This window comes from Neorhizobium descurainiae, assembly GCF_051400715.1.
Taxonomy (GTDB): Bacteria; Pseudomonadota; Alphaproteobacteria; order Rhizobiales; family Rhizobiaceae; genus Neorhizobium.
This window is the reverse complement of the sequence record NZ_JBLFFK010000005.1, coordinates 212,106-231,008: the sequence shown is the minus strand read 5'-3', so window position 1 is coordinate 231,008 and position 18,903 is coordinate 212,106. Positions and strand designations below refer to the sequence as shown.

The 18,903-nt window shown below is 61.2% G+C and carries 22 protein-coding genes; 3 read left to right on the top strand and 19 right to left on the bottom strand.

Going from position 1 to position 18,903, the window contains the following annotated elements; translation table 11 throughout:
• Nucleotides 1–127 precede the first annotated feature (127 nt).
• The gene (locus tag ACMGE0_RS12220) at nucleotides 128–367 is read right to left on the bottom strand and encodes a hypothetical protein (RefSeq protein WP_436816119.1); all 240 of its coding nucleotides are present in this window, start codon (nucleotides 365–367) and stop codon (nucleotides 128–130) included.
• Nucleotides 368–503: 136 nt separating this feature from the next.
• On the opposite strand from ACMGE0_RS12220, the gene ACMGE0_RS12215 reads away from it, so the two are divergent.
• Together ACMGE0_RS12215 and ACMGE0_RS12210 are read left to right on the top strand one after the other, a co-directional pair.
• Nucleotides 504–740 (top strand): hypothetical protein, encoded by a 237-nt coding sequence (locus tag ACMGE0_RS12215; protein ID WP_436816118.1) that lies wholly within the window; start codon nucleotides 504–506, stop codon nucleotides 738–740.
• A 169-nt stretch (nucleotides 741–909) separates the two neighbouring features.
• Nucleotides 910–1,386 carry a hypothetical protein gene (locus tag ACMGE0_RS12210; RefSeq protein WP_436816117.1) on the top strand — a complete coding sequence of 159 codons (477 nt, stop codon included), beginning with the start codon at nucleotides 910–912 and terminating at the stop codon, nucleotides 1,384–1,386.
• Nucleotides 1,387–1,443: 57 nt separating this feature from the next.
• Here ACMGE0_RS12210 and ACMGE0_RS12205 read toward each other — a convergent pair whose 3' ends face one another.
• The 8 genes from ACMGE0_RS12205 to ACMGE0_RS12170 all read right to left on the bottom strand — a co-directional run bounded on the left by ACMGE0_RS12205 (nucleotide 1,444) and on the right by ACMGE0_RS12170 (nucleotide 8,294).
• Nucleotides 1,444–2,058 carry a hypothetical protein gene (locus ACMGE0_RS12205; protein WP_436816116.1) on the bottom strand — a complete coding sequence of 205 codons (615 nt, stop codon included), beginning with the start codon at nucleotides 2,056–2,058 and terminating at the stop codon, nucleotides 1,444–1,446.
• Nucleotides 2,059–3,496: 1,438 nt separating this feature from the next.
• Complete coding sequence (locus tag ACMGE0_RS12200; protein WP_436816115.1) at nucleotides 3,497–3,784, bottom strand: hypothetical protein; 288 nt, start codon at nucleotides 3,782–3,784, stop codon at nucleotides 3,497–3,499.
• Between the two features lie 2 nt (nucleotides 3,785–3,786).
• On the bottom strand, nucleotides 3,787–4,566 hold the full coding sequence (locus ACMGE0_RS12195; protein WP_436816114.1) for a hypothetical protein: 780 nt from the start codon (nucleotides 4,564–4,566) through the stop codon (nucleotides 3,787–3,789).
• Nucleotides 4,566–4,739 carry a hypothetical protein gene (locus ACMGE0_RS12190; protein WP_289671211.1) on the bottom strand — a complete coding sequence of 58 codons (174 nt, stop codon included), beginning with the start codon at nucleotides 4,737–4,739 and terminating at the stop codon, nucleotides 4,566–4,568. Before ACMGE0_RS12190 ends, ACMGE0_RS12195 begins: the two co-directional genes overlap by 1 nt.
• A 12-nt stretch (nucleotides 4,740–4,751) precedes the next feature.
• Entirely contained in the window at nucleotides 4,752–5,072 is a 321-nt protein-coding gene (locus ACMGE0_RS12185; RefSeq protein ID WP_436816113.1) for a cell wall anchor protein, read from the bottom strand.
• A 22-nt stretch (nucleotides 5,073–5,094) separates the two neighbouring features.
• The gene (locus ACMGE0_RS12180) at nucleotides 5,095–5,829 is read right to left on the bottom strand and encodes a peptidoglycan recognition protein family protein (protein WP_436816112.1); all 735 of its coding nucleotides are present in this window, start codon (nucleotides 5,827–5,829) and stop codon (nucleotides 5,095–5,097) included.
• Between the two features lie 559 nt (nucleotides 5,830–6,388).
• Complete coding sequence (locus ACMGE0_RS12175) at nucleotides 6,389–6,907, bottom strand: hypothetical protein (protein ID WP_436816111.1); 519 nt, start codon at nucleotides 6,905–6,907, stop codon at nucleotides 6,389–6,391.
• A gap of 16 nt (nucleotides 6,908–6,923) precedes the next feature.
• A complete protein-coding gene (locus ACMGE0_RS12170; protein ID WP_436816203.1) occupies nucleotides 6,924–8,294 on the bottom strand; it encodes a hypothetical protein in 1,371 nt (456 codons plus the stop codon).
• Between the two features lie 67 nt (nucleotides 8,295–8,361).
• Here ACMGE0_RS12170 and ACMGE0_RS12165 point away from each other — a divergent pair, with 67 nt between their 5' ends.
• Complete coding sequence (locus ACMGE0_RS12165; RefSeq protein WP_436816110.1) at nucleotides 8,362–8,604, top strand: hypothetical protein; 243 nt, start codon at nucleotides 8,362–8,364, stop codon at nucleotides 8,602–8,604.
• Here ACMGE0_RS12165 and ACMGE0_RS12160 read toward each other — a convergent pair.
• From ACMGE0_RS12160 to ACMGE0_RS12115, 10 genes are read right to left on the bottom strand one after another with little or no spacing between them, the layout of a single operon-like run.
• The gene (locus ACMGE0_RS12160) at nucleotides 8,575–10,641 is read right to left on the bottom strand and encodes a hypothetical protein (RefSeq protein WP_436816109.1); all 2,067 of its coding nucleotides are present in this window, start codon (nucleotides 10,639–10,641) and stop codon (nucleotides 8,575–8,577) included. The two genes, ACMGE0_RS12165 and ACMGE0_RS12160, sit on opposite strands and share 30 nt — an antisense overlap.
• The gene (locus ACMGE0_RS12155) at nucleotides 10,641–12,794 is read right to left on the bottom strand and encodes a glycoside hydrolase family 73 protein (RefSeq protein WP_436816108.1); all 2,154 of its coding nucleotides are present in this window, start codon (nucleotides 12,792–12,794) and stop codon (nucleotides 10,641–10,643) included. Before ACMGE0_RS12155 ends, ACMGE0_RS12160 begins: the two co-directional genes overlap by 1 nt.
• Nucleotides 12,794–13,045 (bottom strand): hypothetical protein, encoded by a 252-nt coding sequence (locus ACMGE0_RS12150; RefSeq protein ID WP_436816107.1) that lies wholly within the window; start codon nucleotides 13,043–13,045, stop codon nucleotides 12,794–12,796. Before ACMGE0_RS12150 ends, ACMGE0_RS12155 begins: the two co-directional genes overlap by 1 nt.
• A complete protein-coding gene (locus ACMGE0_RS12145) occupies nucleotides 13,042–14,508 on the bottom strand; it encodes a tail fiber domain-containing protein (RefSeq protein ID WP_436816106.1) in 1,467 nt (488 codons plus the stop codon). The genes ACMGE0_RS12150 and ACMGE0_RS12145 overlap by 4 nt, the downstream gene beginning before the upstream one ends.
• A complete protein-coding gene (locus ACMGE0_RS12140; RefSeq protein ID WP_436816105.1) occupies nucleotides 14,465–14,995 on the bottom strand; it encodes an HNH endonuclease signature motif containing protein in 531 nt (176 codons plus the stop codon). The genes ACMGE0_RS12145 and ACMGE0_RS12140 overlap by 44 nt, the downstream gene beginning before the upstream one ends.
• Before the next feature lie 2 nt (nucleotides 14,996–14,997).
• Nucleotides 14,998–15,450, bottom strand: a complete 453-nt coding sequence (locus tag ACMGE0_RS12135; protein WP_436816104.1) for a GNAT family N-acetyltransferase — start codon at nucleotides 15,448–15,450, stop codon at nucleotides 14,998–15,000.
• Nucleotides 15,447–17,045, bottom strand: coding sequence for a hypothetical protein (locus tag ACMGE0_RS12130; protein ID WP_436816103.1), 1,599 nt, complete (start codon nucleotides 17,043–17,045; stop codon nucleotides 15,447–15,449). The genes ACMGE0_RS12135 and ACMGE0_RS12130 overlap by 4 nt, the downstream gene beginning before the upstream one ends.
• On the bottom strand, nucleotides 17,042–17,743 hold the full coding sequence (locus tag ACMGE0_RS12125) for a phage adaptor protein (protein WP_436816102.1): 702 nt from the start codon (nucleotides 17,741–17,743) through the stop codon (nucleotides 17,042–17,044). Before ACMGE0_RS12125 ends, ACMGE0_RS12130 begins: the two co-directional genes overlap by 4 nt.
• A gap of 2 nt (nucleotides 17,744–17,745) precedes the next feature.
• Nucleotides 17,746–18,687 (bottom strand): hypothetical protein, encoded by a 942-nt coding sequence (locus ACMGE0_RS12120; protein WP_436816101.1) that lies wholly within the window; start codon nucleotides 18,685–18,687, stop codon nucleotides 17,746–17,748.
• Nucleotides 18,611–18,898: a hypothetical protein gene (locus tag ACMGE0_RS12115; protein WP_436816100.1), complete on the bottom strand. Its 288-nt coding sequence runs from the start codon at nucleotides 18,896–18,898 to the stop codon at nucleotides 18,611–18,613. The genes ACMGE0_RS12120 and ACMGE0_RS12115 overlap by 77 nt, the downstream gene beginning before the upstream one ends.
• Nucleotides 18,899–18,903: the final 5 nt, after the last annotated feature.

The window sequence follows — 18,903 nt, the reverse complement described above, 5'->3', positions numbered from 1 at the left end:
TAGTCGTTGTGCTTGCTGATGCGATACGTTCGCATCGTGTGCAAAAAGTCACTTAAACAACCGACAGCGATAAGGGTGAAAATTATCGTTACTGTTGAAGCCACCGAGAGTGCTCCTGCGTCGTCGCTCAGTCATCCACAACCGCAGCAAGTCGCCTATCCACGATAGCCAGATCGATCAGCCTCGCCTCTTCAGTTAGCACTCGGATCAACTCTTCCGGTGTGAGATTTCGAAGAGTGACCTGGTAGATGGCCATCGGCCAAAGTTGAAAATCCTTTTCGCCATCCTCTTCTGCATGCCTTCGCAGCGCGGCCCGAAACTCGCTGGCCGCGTGCTGGCAGTCCTCCAAGGTTCGTTCAACTCCCAAGTCCTCGTCCGACCCCGACCTGAATTGTTTCCATCCGTCCCTCCTGTTGACTTCGCCATCCAAAACTGAAGATGAAAGGAACCATCGCTGCTGTGAACTTAGCCAGCAAGGCGATCGAGCGCGAGTGATATGAGCTATGGCGGAAATCCACGAGTTCCCTAAGACAAAAACCCAACGCGAGGCTGAACAGCGGCTGATCGAAGCCATGAGGAACGTCAATGACGCTATTCGATCGGCGGCGAAATGCGGGTTTGAAGTCTCGATTGTGCCGGTGACAGCCTTCGCGACGTATAGCGCCGATCCGCTTCCGCTGGTGAACATCCAGGCACATTTGCCCGGGCGACTTTCGCGGCAAGAGGTTGCCGACTTCTGAGCGCATGTAGTTGGTGGCGCTATCCGGATGCATAGACTACGGGAACGAGTTCAAGCCGCGACGGCGGCGGTTTTCATATCCGTCAGTGCGGTGCGGCCAGCGATATCCCGGTAAATTTAATCGGACATTTACAATTACTGGTTTCAATGCTCCTAACCGGGAGACAATCATGAAGTCCGCAATCGCATTGCTTTTCCTCATCGTATTGACAGCTTGCCAGACGGCGCAGGGAACCAATTCAGGGTTTGCCCTGTCGAACACACAGGGGGCCGCTTTCACGATTACAGGCAGTTCGGCTGTATCCCCTGAACAATTGAAGAAGGAAATGACATACGAGGCTTCTAAGGAAGCCCAAAGGCGAGGCTACCCGGTTGTTGCCCTTATCAGCAACTCGCCCGTGCGGACGGAAAACGGTATACAAAAGATGACCGCCTCCTACATGGGATTAAACAGTTTCGCGGAAGCAGGACAGAGGCAGGCGCTTGCCGCCAACGCATATGTCGAAACCTATGACGGTTCCGATCGCAGGCAAACAGCAAATCCCAGCAAATACGGCGGTGGTCTGTTCTACCCGACCACGCCAGAGGGGCGCGCCTTCGATGCAACCATGGAAGCCATATCTCACACAGCGTTTGGTCGATATTGACCGGCCGCATGGGCGTGCTTGTGAGATCGACGCAACCAAGCCGCGGATGTCCTAACGTCAAGGCGAGGGCTGCGCGAGCCGCTGGCGCTCGATACGGTCGATCCTCTCCCTCAGGTCAAGCAGGATATCCCTCGCCCCATAGACGTTGCCCTGTGCCTGCTTAACATCGTCAAGCTGCCGCTGCTGGTCGGTGAACCGCTGATCGTAGCTGGAAAACACGCGGTCGAGTTCTTCGCGCGGCACCTGGGCATCACGAAGCTCTTTCACGCCGGCATCGGTCCTCGCGCGATCCTCGGCGGCGCGTGCTGTGCGCCATTCCATCTCATCGCGGGTGACCACTCTACTCCCCAACGCGGAAACGCTCGCCTTCAGGTCGCTGGTCGCTTCGCGGATCGGAAGGTAGGCGAGGCCGCCCAGCATGGCGGCAAAGGTCAGGGCCACGCCGAGCGCCTGCCATTGCGGCTTGTTCCTCTCAGCGAGGTTCGTGGACAAGGCCGCGATCGAGGCTCTGGTCTCATTCGCCAGCGAGGTGACCGCGGCTTCCATCGCCTTGAACCCGGCCCGCATCTCCGATTCCATATCGGTCTGCCGGCGGCCAAGGTTGGTGACCCGCTCCCCGAGCTGGGCCGTGACGGCGTCAGTATAAACGCGGTGGTCGTTTCCGTTTGCCATGTCGTCGTTCCCTGCCATCAGTCCCCATGCCCTTTTCGTATTCGAGAATTCAAAAAGCGTGGAAGGGCAATCGACCAGGCTGCCGCACCATTGACCCCTTCTCGCTTCTCCATAGAGTGAAGCCGCTTGCCTTCACGTGATGAGATACATGTTTGTAAGCGCAGCGGCCGGAACGTGGAGCTCCGGCCGCTTTTCTTCGGCGCCCCGTCACCAGAACCACGACACGAAGGCCGCGAGACAAGGCAGCGCGAACGGTTGAATATGCAGGAAACGCATTGGCGACCTCGCCTGTTGTGTTATGCTGGCCTGCGGAGGCGCGGTGATGCCGCATTGCACAGGATGCGAAGACACGGGCTGGATATGCGAGGCTCATCCGGATAGACCGTGGAGCGGACCAAAAGCGTGCCTATGCGGGGCACCGGGTATGCCGTGCCTCCGCTGCTCACCTGATGCCGATGTGAATGTCTCGCCGGAAATGCCGCCCAATGTGCGTGCAATCTTCCGATCAGTGGCGCGCCCCGCCGGCAACAAGGTAAACTGATGGCATTTCATGCTTGCGAAAAGTTGCAGTCATTCAGAACGCGACCGGAACGGTTTGCTAACGGACCGCGAACCCGCGCCTTCGACCGCTCGATGTCTCACCCCGAATGGGTGACGGGATTTGCCTACTTTCTGAAGTAGCAATATCATCGTTCAACTCAATGTCGCAGATGCTCGGTACGATCGATGAACGGATTGCCCGAACGAAACCTGGAGGCGTCTCTCTCATTGTAGGAGGGTGCATTGGTAATCGAGATTTGCTCGGTCTGCGGAAGACCGTTTCACCTGTTCTCCATCGAAGATAAGTCCCGGCCGATCAGGCAAACGCACGTCATTTGCCCCTACGGGAGCCACGTTCACCGATCGGAGACTTCAGCTCGCACTTTTGTGTGTTTGCCGGACAGGGAGGCTCAACGGATCGAACCTCCGCATCAGCCGAACCCCCATAACGGCAAGTCTCACATGGCGTGAGCCATAGTTGTTGTCCGGCCGGAACATTCATGCGCGGCGAGAGTTCTGACCTACTTTCCAAAGTCACTCCCTCGGCCCGCTTGTCACGGGCCATTTTTTTCCCGGAACGAACTGGCTAGTCGGCTGTTCGGGCTGTTTCATGAGAGCGCATCACTCCTGATCATTGTCCACATCTGACCGGTGGAAGGATAAAGAAATGGACGTGCAGGTATCCGCAACTACGATAGCCCCCTATTTGATGGTATTAGGCGCCGCGCTATTGCTCGCTGTCGGTGTGTTCCTGGCAGTCGCTGCCCGGAGAAACCGTACCCGGGGGCAGAGGTCCATTCCTTCGCACCTTCAGACCGGAACGGCAGATAGAACTCTCCGGCAGCCTCACCGCAGGAGAGTAAGCGCATTCCTCGCGGGTCCAGACCGAGACCGAGCCCTAAAGCTCTTCCGGCGGCCAGACCGCATAGTCATGCAGGACACCATCTGCCCGCATCGCCTCCCCGCCGTCGGGCTCGGGAAACGGCACGCCGACAGGGTATTCGAAGGGGTCGCCAAGATATGGCACCACCCACTGCCCGAAGGCATCGTTTCGAACGTAGGACCACGATCCGGTGGGATCTGCCGGCGGCTCCGGGGTCCATGGATTGCACTGATCAGTCCATGCCGCATAGGCGCGGGCTTCAGCTTCTTTCCCGTCGGGGAAGATCACAACTTTGTTCGCCACTTTCACCTCCGTGACATGAGCCATTGATGAAGGCCGTCAAGCTGATCTTGCGGCGTACTGAACGCGCAGATGAGGACGGCGGCCACTCCGCCAAGCCAGTAATTGGAACTGGTCGGGCTGGCGGTAGAACCGCCGATACGGGTCCGATCCGTGTTTGTGGCTGGCGTGACGGCTGTCGTGACAACAGGCGCATCGTCCACGATAATGCTGACGCTGCTCGAAGCGACAATCGATTGCATGACATGACGGCCGGTGAGATCAACGTCCCGGTTAAGGGCCGATACGCCTGCGGTGCCGTTTCCCTGCGATGCTTCGCCCCGGTTCACGCCGGTATTGGCAAGACGCTGCAATCGGCGACTGTTCGCGACATTCCCACCATAGGCGAATGCAAGACGCGGGTTCGTCGTTGTATCCGAGGCAGGAGCCTGTTGATCGATCAGCACGAACACGCGAACTGGCGCGGCACCAACAGGTACACCGGCAGGAATTCCCGCACCGGTGAGAACATCATCCACGCCGTCGAAGACAACGGATGGACGCCCATTGAAGGCGGTGGCCTGATACTGTGGCTGCATTGCTCCGGCGGCTGCCAAAGCAAAGCCGGTGATACGGTCAACCCAGGAGGAGACGAAGCCGCCGGCCTGCGTGATCAGGTCCGCATGATCCGCATCCCACCAGCACAGGAGATTGGCTCCAAGCGCGGCTATGGGGTCATAGGGCGCCCCGCCGCCGTTGAGGACGACGGGGAGCCCCGGGAGGGAAAGGTCGAACGCCAGACGCATTACGAAGCGTTCTTCGGTGCGAAGTAGGTCAGCAGCGCCGGCAGGCCGATTGTCAGTGCGTAGAGCGCCAGGTAGCCGTACCAGGGCGTGTCATCCGGCATGAACGGGATACCGGCCGTACCGGTGAGTGCGCCGCCGGCAGCCGCCGCGATAGCTTTCGAAACCTTCTGCATGGTGGTTCTCCTTTACTGAGCCGCACGGGCTTCCTTGAGGGCGAGAGAGACGGTCGCGTATGCCGTCGCCGCGACGACGAGAGCATTTGCGGCGGTGACGCTTCCGGGATCGGCGCAGATCACCTGCACGCCTTCATAGGCCGCAGCCTCCTTGCGGATGGTCGAGGCCTTGATGTTGCCGGAGGCGGATGCGGCGACGAATGCCGCGTGCGCCGTCTGAATCAGCGCGCAGGTTTTCGGCAGGCTGTTCTTGATCGCGGTATCAATCGAGCCGGTGGTGGTGCATGCGGACAGCGCGACGGCCGCCGCTGCGAGGATCGCAGTGCGTTTCATGTGGTCGGTCCTTGTCGTGAGGTTAGAGGCGGGATTTCACCATGGCGCGCATATGATCGCCGATGGCGAGTGCGCCCTGGATTGAGGTGTCGAAAGGCAGGCGGGAGATGTCCCATTTGCCTTTCTGGGTGATCTTGAGCGTCGGCTGCACTTCGGCGTGGCTAAGGACCGTCTTGCGGTCGACTGGGATGGAGTAGCGGGCGCAGAGTTCCGCCAGCACGGCCGCCAGGATGGTCCACTGATCTCGTGTGATCGGCTGCTTGCCGGGATTGAACGGGCTCTCCACCGCCCCCGCCATGCCGCAGAGCGACACGCCGATGGAGCCGGTGTTGCAGTTGAGGGTGTGGGCCGCGTATCCGGCTTTGGCCTTCGGCTCGCTGTTGAGCGCGATGGACGGCTTACCGCGCACGAGCTTTCCGTCACCCTCAATGAGGATGTGGTAATGGTCCCGGTCCAGATCGCTCGCCTTGTTCTGGCCGGCCGTCCAATGGAAGATAATCCGGGATATCTTCGCATCGGGCATCCAGTCGGCTGGGATCACAGGGCCGGTCGGCTGCAGGAACGTCGGCGGACTTAGCTTGAGGTCGCCGGTTGGGAAATGGATCTGGTCTCTTTGGCGCAATTCAACGAGCTCATCCAGCGCGTTGCCCACGGCTTTGATGCTCTCGCCCCCGAAGTCTCCGTCCGGCCCGTATTTTGGCAACGGAAAGCCGAGCGCGATTAAGCGCCGCTGCAGAGCCTGCACGGTCGTATTCATCAGTGATCTCCGTGTGTTGGAACTTTTCAGATCAGCCGGAGTTAATTTGCGCCGCGGCGTAATAGCTTGGTCACCGGCGCTCGCGGTGAGGTCCGGCGCATCTGCCTTCCTTAATGCGCCGGCCTCTTCTGTCTCATTACGGTACAGAACTGTGGATGTTTACGAAGCGTTAGCCATGCGCGCTAACGGAGCTTGAGCCACCTTAAAGCCGTGGCCCATTTCCGGCACCGCAGTTCAATCTGGTTACCCCACCATCTGCGGACAAAGCTCCGGCACATTACCCCAATTCAGTGCCGGACCTCGCTTGCGGGAAAGCACTACCAAGGATAGCGTAAAAGTTGCTGCGGCGACGGGTGCCCACCTTAGTGTCGTAGCCAGAGGCCGGTTGCGCACGCGCGTTCGCGCCGGCCTCTTGTTCTTCATTGTGACTTGCTAACGCTGATCACTGGAACGGCGCGGTCACGGCGCAGTTATGTATGCTGCGGTCAGCAACCTAATCCCCAGCCCAGCCGCAGCCGGAGGCCGGTTGCGTTTACCTGTCGCGCGCCGGCCTCTTGTGTTACGCCGCCAAGGCCTGCTCCCACATCGTATCGATGTCTTCTGCGGAGATGCTGAGAGCTGCCGCAATGGTCAACAGCGTCGGCGCCAAGCGTTCGAACTGCGTGGCGTATTCCCACTCGATTTGCGCCTCGTCCTTGGCCGGCCCATCGGGAAGTGCCTGGATTGCGGCATCTATTGCGGAGAGCGAATACCCGTTCCGGACGAGGGTGAGGCGAAGTTGCCGAGCGGTGACCGGTGGCATTGCTGCTCTGATCTCTTCGATTGTAGGCTCCGGCGGCGGCGTATACGGCGTGATCGGGAACTCCGGATGGTCGATCATCCATTGGCGCAGCGTCGGGGCCATGCCGTAGGGGTCATCCTGCGTCAGGAAATACGGGACATTTAGTTCCGTTTCCGACACAACGCCTTGGCTGCTGATCGTGTAGTAATCGAGGATGATGTTATACGAATCGGGGGGGTCGATGTTCGGTCGGCCCTCCGTAATCGAATGAACCTGCACTATGACGTAGTTGGCCATTGTGATTTCCTATTGATCAAGCCGTTCGCTGAGCCAGAAAGTTGCCATTGGCATTGCGGCTGCGACGACGCCACGTTCCAACAAGCTTTGCGCCGTCTGCCGATCCGACGAAATCGACGCCGTTAGCGGATAGCCATATGTCGATGACTGCGGCGCGGTTTCCGTCAGGCGCACCAACCACCGCGACGTAAGAGCCAATGGGAAAGGTTGTGGTGCTGGCGCTCGACCCCGTGTACAGCAGATCGGCCAAGTCCATGATGGCCAGACCACCGAGCCCGAGGTTCGACCGCGCCGTCGCGGCATCCGAGGCGCCAGTGCCCCCGTTTGCGACGGCAAGGTCCGTGCCAGACCAATTGGCGTTGTTGACGCTATTGAGCGTGGAGAGCGATCCGAGGCCGAGGTTCGTGCGTGCCGCTGCGGCCGTGGTCGCACCAGTACCACCTACGTTCAGGGGAACGGCCGTGCCGTTCCAGATGAGGGCGTTACCCGAGGGCGATCCGAAATAGACGTTATTGGTGTCCATCTCGAACTGGATTTTGGTTGCGTAGGTAGAGCCGTCAGGCGACCCGTCGAATCGCAGATTGTTCGCATCGAACAGGATGCGGACGTCATAAGAACCAGAAGTCGTGTCCCTCATGTAAAGGATAGGGGCGGCATTCTGAATTACCGGGTTGGACGTGAACGTGACGGCGCCGGAGAATGCAGCAGAGCCAGACCATGTGTTGTTACCGTTCAACAGCGGAACAGCACCGCCCGACGTGCCCGTATTGACCAGAGCGGCGGACCCAAGGCCGAGGTTCGAACGGGCGCCGGCAGCCGTCGTCGCGCCAGTGCCGCCTTCACTAATGGCCAAAGCCGTTCCAAGAGAAAGCTGGCCCGTGATGTTGGCATTCCCGGTATCCATGTCGAACAGGAAGCGGTCGGCGTTGGCAGTGCTGTCCACGAATACGACATTCGCAGAGGCGGGGGCCACGACATTCAACCGGCTACCGGTGACCGTCATGCCGTACGTGCCGGTTCCCGGCGTGCCGTAGAGGGTGATATGCCGCGACGTGTCGTTCGCCGCCGAGGACGTAGCCGAGCCAAACTGGATGCCTGCGCCGAACCCCTGCGACAAGGACCAAGTGTTGGCAGCATTCAGGAGCGGAACGGCGTCTCCGGACGTGCCCGTGTTCTTGATCGCCGCACTGCCGAGACCGAGGTTTGCCCGCGCCTGGGTGGCATTGGTTGCACCGGTACCACCTGCCGAAATAGGGCGAGCGCCGTTCAGATCCTGTGCGATGTCGCCCGCAAAGGTGTTGAACATCGTGCTCGAAATCGGCTGGTTCGGCGTGCCGCCAGTACCGGGCGGGAGCGTATAAACACCGGTCGATGGATTGCGAGGCATTCAAGGCCCTCCAGAAGAAAAAGCCCCGCAATTGCGAGGCGGTAGGGAATGCTGTATTTCAAGGCACATGGAGATCGATCACGACCCGAACGAACCGAAATTCGACCGCGGCCCCGGGCCGTGGCGGTGGGTTCTCGTGATTATTGCTCTGGCGTGGGTCTGGTATCTTTACTTCATGCCGTTCAACTGGCCGTCTATCGCGCTGGGAATCATGACCGGCGCCGGCATCGTCGCCTGGGCGATTGACATCACCGGCAACAAGGTTCCCGATTTCATGAAATCAAAGCCGCCCCGCTCCGGCCGCTCCTGAGGCGATGAGAGCCGCAGCGACACGTGCCCGCATCTGATCTGCTTGCGTGAGGCGCTGTGATCCCTTTGACAGGATGCGCAGCGCGGCATCCGGATTTGTTTCAATGATTGTCCTGGCCATGCGCTCGATCACCGCCGGCGGCGTTCCCTTTGCCGTCGACATCGTCTTCTGCAGGCCGTTCATGAGCGCTCCGATGTAGTCCTGCCGGAAGAGCGAGGACATCACGCCAGGGTCGAGCTTGCTCATGTCTGCCGCATCCGCGAGATTGTCGGCCGTCTTGGAGCCGCCCAAGGCAGCCGCAGCGGTATCGAACATCCGCTGTTCCCGTCCGATCCTGCGGCCAAGCCGATCCGCCTGATCGGGAGCGGCGAACGCCCGCAATTCTTCCTCATATTTCGGCGTCTGGAGGATGCGCGCCTTGTTCGTGGTCGGAGACATCGAGGCGGCTTCCAGCCGAGCGATTGCCGGATCGGCGTATCCGGCGCGGAATGCCGCCTGCTCTTCGGGCGTCATAGCGCCGAACGCGGACAACGTGTCGTCAGCACGCTGCGATGGTCTGAAGGCAGACCGGCCGGCCTCGACAGCTTCAATCTTGCGGGAATCCCGAGCAAACGTATCGCGAGCCTGAGCATAGGAGGGCGAAGCCTCGGCAAGAGCGTTGTCGATCTGGCGCTGGACCTGGTCAAGATAATGTGCCCGATTGCCGGCGCCCTGCCCCTCGGCGCGCTGTATCATGTCGTCAATGTCGAGCTTTGCCCGAAACAGGGTGTCGAAGTCCGTCACCTGGGAATTTCCGTCGGAAATCATCCGCCGGACTCGCGCCAGGGCACCCTCGATCGTGTCGTAGCCGATGTTGTCGCGCGGGTTGACGACGCGGTTGACGCCAGGATTGAGGGTCTGGTCGATCGTTTCCAGCACGGGAGTAACGTTCACGGCGCCGGCATCGCGGCGGGCAGCGGCATAAAGTCGATTCGCCTCTGTAGTCCGTGCTCCGGTCAAGGTGGCTTGGCGCTGAGCCGCCGTGTCGCCTGCTTCCAGCCCCTCGGCGACGAACTGTGCCAGACGCTCTCCCTGCCCCGCCTGACGACGCTGGAGAGCTTCGGCAACCATCTGACGAGCGTCGCTCGGGTTGCGGGCTACGGTGGACATGAGGCGCTGCCCGGAGTACCCCATAGCATCCGCCACGTTGTACATCGGCTGGCCCTCTTCGGCCGCGTATCGCAGGATGCCGGCGATTTCATCCGGGGTTTTGCCAGAGCGGCGGAGGGCGGTGGCTACTGCCTCCCGTGCATATGGTTCCGGCATGAACGGCGCGACGAAAGGAGCAACGGCACCCTTGGCGACCTTCGAGACGCCAGCGACAGCGCCGGGAGCGACTGCACCAATTGCCCCGCCGGTGAGGCCGCCAATTCCAGCGCTGTAAAGCCGGTCCTCTATCCCCTCGCCGCTTCCGAAGCCCTGGATGCCGCCGAGCACAGCGCCATCCACGAGAGAAGCACCGGAGACGCGAGCGAGGCCAGCGCCGCGATCGGCAACATTGGCGGCCAGCGACATCCCATTCTTCGCCAGTCCGACACCGCCAGCCACACCGCCGGCAAGCTGACCGGCCAGGCGGTAGCCGCCACGGTTCTCTGCGTCCGAGGCGTCGAGTCCCCTTTCTTCCGCCAACGCCCGCTCATAGTCGGCCGTCTTGGTATCGGAAGCGAACGGAGCATTGAGGCCCCGGGCAATCATGCCAAGTGGATTGTAATCGCCCGCGAAGATGCCGCGACTGTAATAGTCCTCAGGAGGACGCTGCGTCGTAAGTGGGCCGCTGCGAACTTGGGCCGCAATCTCATCAGCCGTACCGAAGGAAAGCGTATCGGCAGCGCCACGGACGACACTGTCAACCTTGCCCATGAGGTTGTCGCGTTGATCCGGGTCCGAAGCGGGCTGATTGCCAAGATGCGCTTGAAGCGCGGCAAATGCTCCCTCCGGGTTGTCGCCGGTGATCCGGTACTTTTTCCCGTCCGGGCCGGTGATTTGATAGGTCGGCATCAGTTGACCTCTTCAATGGTATAGCCGCCGATCGAGACCGGACCGCTCGGGACAGGAGCAGTTGCCGATGGAGCGGCGCCAACACCTGCCTTCTGACGGACGCGCTGAAGTCCGGACGCGACCACCGAGCGGAGCTCCGACAGCGCCTCGCGGTAGTCCTTTTCGTTCTGCGCCGTGTTGAGTCGCCCCATGGCAGCCGTCGCGCGCTTACCTTCCTCTTCGGTGATCTGGCCGCCACCGCGAAGCATGTTGTAGGCCTGGAGGAAGGATTGCCCGCCGATCTGGTCGATCTTCGATTGGACGCGGGCAGCATCGGAGGTGACATTGGGAAGCCAGCGGCCTTGAACCGAGCCGACCATGCTGTCGAGATACGGATCGTTCATGAGGCTATCGATGCTCGACAACATAAGGTTAGCAGATTCCTCCGCCTGCGGGAGAGCAGCCCGAGCTTCAGCATCAGCCTTGCCGGCGGCCGTATCAGCCGCTTCGCCTCGATTGTCCTTGGCGACCTGGCCGATCGGCTGGCGCGTGATCGGGTCAAGCAGCACCCAATGCGTGCCGGCATCGAGCCGGATCGGTTCCTTCGAGAGAGTAACGCCGTCAGGCATTTTCGACTGCACCACCTTGCCGTCCTTGCCGAGCTGCAACAGCACAGGATTTCCGTTCGCATCCACGCCATATTGCGGGTTGAGACCGAGATCGGACGGCGGTGCGGACGGATTGACCGGAGCGTTCCGGACCTCGCCGGTTCGCTGATTGTAAAGGCGACCATCGTCCAATCGAGACCACGTGCCATTCTCGGCGGCCTGAAGCTCAAGCTGGCCCTTGCGTAGCTGCATCTGGCGCACGGGATCTGCCTCTTGCATCCTCCGCTCGATCATCATGTTGACGAGCGCACGATCCTGCTCCGTGATGTCCGGGCTGGTGGAAATCTGATAGAGCTGCTGAAGCGTAGGGCCGGACGACGGCGGCGGAGGCGCGGGCGGGAAGTAATCGGCCCCCGCGACCTGTTGGGGCTGCTGCATGGGCGCCCCCGCAACGTTCGACGCCGGGCCAACCTCCTGAGCCGGAGGAAGCGCCGGAAGCTGTTCACCGGTCTTCGCGGCCATGGCGTTCCCAACGGTGGTCACGGCCGGAGAGAACTGTTGCGGCTTCGGAGGAACGGCGGCCAGGGCATTCGCGACCGCTTCCCTTCCGCCAGCGACCGGAGCGCCGGCGGCAACGGGATCATAGTTCGGCGCCGAGATAAGCGGGTCACGATAAGGCGCAGGACCGGCGAGCGGCTGGCCCGAAGGCGGGGCGACCGCGTCGATCGCAGCGCTGGCGGTCGGCATGCCGGCGGAAGGATCAAGGCTGGCGACCTCACCCGGAAGCTGAATGCCTCGCGCGATCCTGCCGACGCTGCGGGAATAGTTCGGATCGGTGGCGTAGCCAGAGGCTTGTAACGCGGCAAGCTGCTCATCGAGGCCCTGCGCGGTCCGGAACTTCTGGTAGCGCGGGTTCTGCAAGATGAAATCGCCGTAGCCGCGAACGGAATCAGCCGGGTTTTCGTAAGCCCGGAAGCTGTCACGCACCTTCACCGGCCGGCCGTCTACGTATTCCGTGGTCATAAGACTGTTGCCGCCAGACTGGCCATGCGACTTGATGCCGAACAGGTTGTTGCCCGGTGCGCTCCTCCCCCAGCCGGTTTCCTGTGCGGCCTGAGCGACGATGATGCGGGGATCGACGCCGGTGCGCTTCCCTTCCTCGATCGCGGCCGGCAGGATGGATTCGATGAACTCCTGCTGGTTGCCGGAGAACGACGCCGGCGCAGGATCGGTCGCAGCCAATTCGCCCGCAACTTCCGAATCCGGGATGGCCGCGGACGCCGAAGCATTCGGATCGACCATCGGCGGAGACGACGGCGTCGAGCTGAACAGCGGCGCCATGAGGGCATCCCGGCGCTCCTTAGCAGCGGCCTCCCCCTGCCCGAGTTGGTTCATGCCCATGCGGTATGCAATTGCCTGGCCGACCGCTGTAAGACCCTCGCCGACGTTTCGGGGCGCCGAGCCCATCTGCCGCAACCGCATCGCCTCAAGCATCTTACGCCGCGAGGCAAGTTGCTCCTGCGTCAGACCGGTGCTTCCGCCAAACAGGAAGGATGGAACAGCCATCAATAAAGCCCTCCGCCGAGCCCGAACATGTTCTTGAAGCCCAGGAGCGGCGATATCGAGCCGCCGCCCGGCGCCGCAGGAAATGCGGCCTGCTGTTGCTGCTGCCGGGCCATGAGAGCGTTCGCCACGGCCTGCATGCCGCTTCCCACGTCGGTCGGCATATTCGAGGCAAGCTGAACCTGCTGCTGGCGCATGCGCTCCTTGGCCTGTTCAGGGGTTTCCCTGGCCGGGATGTTGAACGACTGCATCATGCGGCCTCCCCGAGCCTGAAAAGCCGGCCGTAATCGACGTGCTTGATGCCGCCGATCTCACGCACCGCCTCCGGATGGTTGTCCTCGACCTCCTGCGCCATGACGCCGAGCTGCATCGGGCCACCGCCCTTGTAGCGGAAGCGGTAGATGTTCTGCCCTTCGACCTCGCCGACCTTCTCGATGTCTTCCTTGGTGCGCTCGTCCGACATGATGAATGCCGAGCCCAACCCGAAAAGGCCACCGAGGAGGCTGTTCGACTGCGCCAACTGGCTGTTGTAGGCGCCCATCTGGTTCGCGTAATTTTGCTGAACCAAGCCCGCGTAATCGACCGTCGGCATCTGCACGCCCTGGGTCGGTACGAAATTCGGGTTCTGCACCTGCGCGCCACCCATCAGGCCGATGATTTCGTTGATCGGCTGGTTCCGAAGCGCGAACTGCTCATTGATGTATTGCGAGCGCGCCTGGTTCTGAGCGTCGATCATAGCCTGCTGGGCATTGAAACGCTGATCCTGCAGCGAATTGTTTCCGGCCACCGCAGTGTTCTGGTTCTGATACATCTGCTGGGCAGCGGTATTGGCAAACTGCGCGTTATTCGCCGCCTGGGTATATCCCTGCTGCTGCGCCTGATTGCCGAACTGGGCCTGAGCCTGGTTCTGGCCGAACTGCTGCTGCTGTGCCTGGTTCTGGAATGCGGCCTGCTGCTGAGCGAGACCGGCGAGCCGCGACTGCTCCTGACCGGCGTTTAGGATTGCGCCGAGCCGCGCATCGTTTGTCTGACGGCTGTAATCGTCCATCGCCGAATTATAGGCGGCAGAGCCGATCTGGATGCCCTGATTGGCGAGCCGCGTTTCCAGGGCGTTGCGGTCTTGATCGAGGGACGGCTGCATCCGCGCCATGAGAGCGTCCTGCACCTCCTGGACATTGGAGGCATAGTCCGTCCCGTAGGTTTTAGTGATGTCGCCGGCACCCGCAATAGAGTTCTGAATATTGCCGGCATTCCCGATCTGCGTCTGAAGCTGCGGCCCGGCGCCGAACTGCTGATAGTTCGGCATGGTCAGCTTCGAAGGATCGCCGGCAGCGGGAGCGCCGCCCAGGGTGAACGGCGTCGACAGCAGATTATTCAGCTTGCCGGATTGGCTCGTCGCTAGCGTTGCCAGGTTCAGGTTCGTCTGATTGTTCTGGTCGAGGATCTTCTGCTGTTCGGGCGAGAGCGTCTGCGTCGCCGTCATGATCGGCAGGTCGTAGGTCTTCCCGCTCGTCGGATCGGTCCACTTGTAGGTGCCGGATTGGCCGTAGGTCAGGCTGCCATATGGCGTCTTCTGGTTGACGTTGCCGAGGATGGAGTTCGCGACGGCGGTCGACACGTTCGTGCCGGTCTGGGCAGCGGCGGTTTCCTGCGGATCGGGCGGCTCAGGTGCTTTAGGCTTGCCGATGACACACCTCCCCTGCTTCCTTCGAAGCACGATAGTTCGAGTAATGATGGTAGTGGGGTTTTGCGCGGAGATAGGCGGCGTTCGCCTCTTCTTCCGTGGCGAAACATCCCAAGTTGATTTGCTTGCCGTTTACCGAAATTCTGGCTGTCCAGCGATTGCGGTCCTTCCGGAACTTGACGCCGACAAACCGACTGGACGAACCGGGGCGTGATGGGAGATTGAAGTTGTTCTCCCGAGGGGAGACGTCACGTAGGTTTGCAATTCGATTGTTGCCGCGGTCTCGATCGATATGGTCGAGCCACTCACCCGGCCATTCTCCGAACACGTAAAGCCAAGCCAATCGATGAGCGAGATACTTGACGGAATCTATGCGGATTGCGCGATACCCGTCACCTCGCAGATATCCCGGCTCCGATCCGGCCGGTGACCGCGGCCCCGCCTCGATACGCGTGAATATGCCGGTTGATGGATCGTAATGAACGACCTCCCTCAGCCTCGCGGCTGTGAGCTTTCCCATATTCAACCTCTATGAAACTTGCCGCCGCGCCATGCGTCGTCGGTCAGCGTGAAAATCCATTCGTCCTCGTCCCGGCCACGCAAGCGCGGGATGAGGTATCGCTGAAAGCCGTATCGGCGGAATATCCGCTGGGTGTGCTCATTGTCTTCGGATATGCGCGCAACGACCAATTGGCAGCCGATATCATCGAATGCATATCGGAAGATGCGATTGAGGACGGTCGGCCGAAGCCAGCGAGGGCTATCCGCCGCGGCCGATATCTCGATGACTTGCGATTCCGGGTTCCAGTTGTGAAAGACGATGACGCCGAGCACATTGCCGTTCTCGAATACGCCCATCGTCTTGCAGTGGCCGAAGCCTCGCCCGCTGTTGCCTATGCGCTCGTCGACATAGGAGACCATGGCGTCGTGCAGCTCGGGATTGAGCGCACTGCCGCCCCACATGATTTCGATCATATGACGAGGGCGCCCTGCTCGAAGGTGATATCGATGCCGACCAGCTCGGCATCCGGCAGATTGGGGCCGTCGCAAGTGACCTGGATTTGAGGGGCGATGGCAAATCCGCTCATCCCGATCGACTCCCACTTCGACTTCACGGACTTTATGCCGAGCGCGTCATCCCAGACCGATACGTCCCAGAGGCCGACGTCCCACAATCCGGGGACGGTCGTCGATGCGCCGGTGTTCGGCGGTGTCGGAAGGTCGATCTGGTAATCGGTCGACACCGACAGGGCCGCGGTGAAGGTCTGGCTGGCGAGGAATATCGACCGCCCCATATGGACCTGCTTCTGATAGCCAAGCGCGCCGAGAGGGTCGAAACTCAGGACCACCGTATTGACATAGGTTTCGCCGTCGTCGGTACCGCCAAGCTCGCACTGCATGATCCGGCCGTCCGACGTGCCGAAATGCGCCCAGTCATCGAATACCGAGAGGCATCGGGTGTCCCAGCCGGTGTATTTCGCCCAGGCGCCGGTCTGGAGGTTTGCCACGAAGCAATAGGGTTCCTGCAGGTCATTCCCCGGCAGCGTGACAATCATCATGCCCTTGGACGGCCATTTCTCCATCTCCCAGGGCAGCGCGCGCCGGGCGAGGACTTCCTTCCTCCATTCCGGCTCAATAGCCCTCGTCACTGCGGACAGGCTCAAAGCGGCCGGGTCCTTTGTGGTGGCGGCGGAGAGCGGAACAATGCCCTCTTCGGTGATGATGAGCAGGTCACCACCCACCGAGCAGAACCCATTCTTGCCGATCGGCTTCGATATGTCGTAGCGGCCAACGAGTGCCCAATCCGCGAGAGTTCCCGGGTCCGCGCCCTGGTAGATCGCGACTTCGCCTTCGGTCGTCACGAACACACATTTATCGTCCATGCCGTCGCCTGCGTCCGTTGACCACGTCGCGCCGAAGAGAAGAGAACCACCACGCTGAAATACGCCGGCCAGCGGCAGCTTCGTCAGCGCGCCACCGATCGAATTGATGGCGAGATACCACGCGTCCATCGTGCCGGTCTGGGTGAAGAACAGGCGATTGCGGTGTTTCCAGACCGCGTTCAATCCCGTCGCTCCAGTCAACGTCGGCGTCGAACTCGCATTCATCGCCTGCCATGTGGTGCCATTGAATGTGCGTGGATCGTCCGTCCCGTTGACCGCATAAAGAAAGACGGCTCCGTTCGCATTGGTCATATGCGTGGTCGAGAAATACCCGCTTGTGAGCCCTGAAAAGGCAGGGGCCGGCGGCACGGTCGGGTTGGCAACGGTCGTCACGTCGTAAAGCGCAGTCGAGCTCGTCGCGAACAGCTTCTTGATCGTTCCCGCCTGATAGCTGAAGAGGCTGACCACAGGGCCGGTTCCGATCGTCGCGCGCCGGGTCGATCCGCCTCGAAGACGAATACCCCTCTGCGTCGGGAACCAGTTCTCCATCATCACGGCGCTGCCGGGAGCGGTCATCATCATGTTTTCGTTGACCACCCAACCGCGCGTCGGCGCCGGAAATGTCTTCGTCTGCATGTTCTGACGGGCGGGGGCCGGAACCGCGGCGCGGCGAAATCCCTGTCTCATGGCGTAATCACCCACGGATATGCGATGGCCTCGGCGCCAACGCGGCTACGTCCCACCGCAATGGAGTTGGAGCCCTTGTCGGCGCCGATCCGCTCGGCCAGCGCGTCCTCGAAATTCGACAGGTCCTCGGCGTACTGCTGCCCCTTGTTCGCCTTCCACTGCCAGATGATGCCGAGCTTCAACAGGCGCTCGTCGAGCAGGTACGTATCTTCATCGGCCGTGAACCCCGTTTTGAGCGAACCGTCGGCCGCCTTCACGATGGTATTGCGCAGGTAGAAGAACTTGACCGTGGCGGCATTGTTAACCACCGGGCGGATCAGGATCTGGTTGCCCAGGATCGTCCAGCCTCCGACGATCTGCTGAAAGTTCTGGACCTGCAGCCCAAGCCACTGGTCGGTGTCGGGATAGTGCGTGAGGGTGGCATAGGGCGACGAGGACGGCCAGAGCTTGGCTTTCTTGAGCATCCGCCGGTAGTCTTCCGGCAGATCGAAGCCCTCGACCACGCCGTCGCCGGTGAGTGTGGCGAGCTTCTTCAGCATCGACCAGTCGTAATTCATGTCAAAGGCGATCCTCTCCGCCATCTCGTTGGCGAGCGCCGCCAGTTCGATATGGGCGCGCTCCGTCGAGGCCATGACGGCCGTAGGAATGCGCAGGCCGATGACCGGCGCGACCTGCTGGAAAACGGAGAGGATCGTCATGCTCAGTTGCCTTCGTTCTTCTTCGCCAGTTCGGCGTTGATCTCGTCGGCCATGCGGACCAGCGTGGCATGGTTCGGATTACCCTTCGGCCGCGAGCCCTGGGCATCCGCAATCCAGTTCTTCAGGTCTTCGTCGTCCCAGTCTGCGAACGGGGATTCGGGCTGATCGTCACCGGTGGTTTCGTCTTCCTCACCTGCCGCCGCATCGTCTTCAGCCTCGGCCGGAGCAACCTTCGCCGTGCTCGATTTGCCGAACTGCGCAAATTGAGCCTTGAGGTCCGCGATCTGCTGGCGAAGATCCTCGTTTTCAGCGGCAAGGCGAGTTTCGACCGCGGAGCCCTCCGCCTTCGCGAGATAGGCCTGAGCCTGCGTCTTCATCTCGCGGCCACCGATCCCCAGCGTCTTTAGCGGCGTGCCGTCGAGTGCGGCCAGTGCTTCCACGGTATGGATGTTCAGCGCCTTCAGCTCATACCGTTTTGCCTGGCTGAGGAACGGCGCTTCGCTCAGCGGCGTGCCGGACTGGACCTGCGCTTCATTGGCTTTGAACTTCTGATAGATGTCCGCCCAGCGCATTGCATAGGTCACCGGCTCGCGAGAGCCGTCCGGCTTGTCTTCCCATTTCCAGACTTCGTGCGCCGGAAAGACTCCGACAGTCTGCTTGTTGCCGGCCATGCGGATTTCAACGATTTCCATGTCGTCGAACTGCGGGCGTCCCATCGCGCGCGAGCGCGCTTCATTCGGCACGGTGTGGATTTTGAATACCGGCACGACAAGGTTTTCATTCGGGTTCATGATCTCGATCCTGTCTGAGAGGTTGCACGAAAAAGCGGGGCACATGGCCCCGCTCTCGATGTCGCGATTTTTGCGATCAGATCGCCGTCTTCTGGAACCAGGCCGTGGCACCGGAAGGAACGCCGCCGGTGCGGGTCGGCGCGGTCCAATCACCGGCGCCGGTCGCCATCGTCATCGCGGGCTCCGTCAGGACGCACACGGCGGCAGAGGCGATGTTGGCGGACGCCTTGGCCAGGATGTATTCATGGCCATCGTCGGCGACGAACTTCGTGCCAAGCGGCTGCTTGACCGGACGATCGGTCGCCAGGGCGATGTTGTTCAGCCCGAGGCCGGGCAGAGACGGAGTGATGAAGCGCGTAGCCATGTCCT

Coding starts and splice junctions, on each gene's coding strand:
- ACMGE0_RS12215 (WP_436816118.1), top strand. CDS start 504: ATGGCGGAAATCCACGAGTTCCCTAAGACAAAAACCCAACGCGAGGCT.
- ACMGE0_RS12210 (WP_436816117.1), top strand. CDS start 910: ATGAAGTCCGCAATCGCATTGCTTTTCCTCATCGTATTGACAGCTTGC.
- ACMGE0_RS12205 (WP_436816116.1), bottom strand. CDS start 2,058: ATGGCAAACGGAAACGACCACCGCGTTTATACTGACGCCGTCACGGCC.
- ACMGE0_RS12195 (WP_436816114.1), bottom strand. CDS start 4,566: ATGCGTCTGGCGTTCGACCTTTCCCTCCCGGGGCTCCCCGTCGTCCTC.
- ACMGE0_RS12190 (WP_289671211.1), bottom strand. CDS start 4,739: ATGCAGAAGGTTTCGAAAGCTATCGCGGCGGCTGCCGGCGGCGCACTC.
- ACMGE0_RS12185 (WP_436816113.1), bottom strand. CDS start 5,072: ATGAAACGCACTGCGATCCTCGCAGCGGCGGCCGTCGCGCTGTCCGCA.
- ACMGE0_RS12180 (WP_436816112.1), bottom strand. CDS start 5,829: ATGAATACGACCGTGCAGGCTCTGCAGCGGCGCTTAATCGCGCTCGGC.
- ACMGE0_RS12175 (WP_436816111.1), bottom strand. CDS start 6,907: ATGGCCAACTACGTCATAGTGCAGGTTCATTCGATTACGGAGGGCCGA.
- ACMGE0_RS12170 (WP_436816203.1), bottom strand. CDS start 8,294: ATGCCTCGCAATCCATCGACCGGTGTTTATACGCTCCCGCCCGGTACT.
- ACMGE0_RS12165 (WP_436816110.1), top strand. CDS start 8,362: ATGGAGATCGATCACGACCCGAACGAACCGAAATTCGACCGCGGCCCC.
- ACMGE0_RS12160 (WP_436816109.1), bottom strand. CDS start 10,641: ATGCCGACCTATCAAATCACCGGCCCGGACGGGAAAAAGTACCGGATC.
- ACMGE0_RS12155 (WP_436816108.1), bottom strand. CDS start 12,794: ATGGCTGTTCCATCCTTCCTGTTTGGCGGAAGCACCGGTCTGACGCAG.
- ACMGE0_RS12150 (WP_436816107.1), bottom strand. CDS start 13,045: ATGATGCAGTCGTTCAACATCCCGGCCAGGGAAACCCCTGAACAGGCC.
- ACMGE0_RS12140 (WP_436816105.1), bottom strand. CDS start 14,995: ATGGGAAAGCTCACAGCCGCGAGGCTGAGGGAGGTCGTTCATTACGAT.
- ACMGE0_RS12135 (WP_436816104.1), bottom strand. CDS start 15,450: ATGATCGAAATCATGTGGGGCGGCAGTGCGCTCAATCCCGAGCTGCAC.
- ACMGE0_RS12130 (WP_436816103.1), bottom strand. CDS start 17,045: ATGAGACAGGGATTTCGCCGCGCCGCGGTTCCGGCCCCCGCCCGTCAG.
- ACMGE0_RS12125 (WP_436816102.1), bottom strand. CDS start 17,743: ATGACGATCCTCTCCGTTTTCCAGCAGGTCGCGCCGGTCATCGGCCTG.
- ACMGE0_RS12115 (WP_436816100.1), bottom strand. CDS start 18,898: ATGGCTACGCGCTTCATCACTCCGTCTCTGCCCGGCCTCGGGCTGAAC.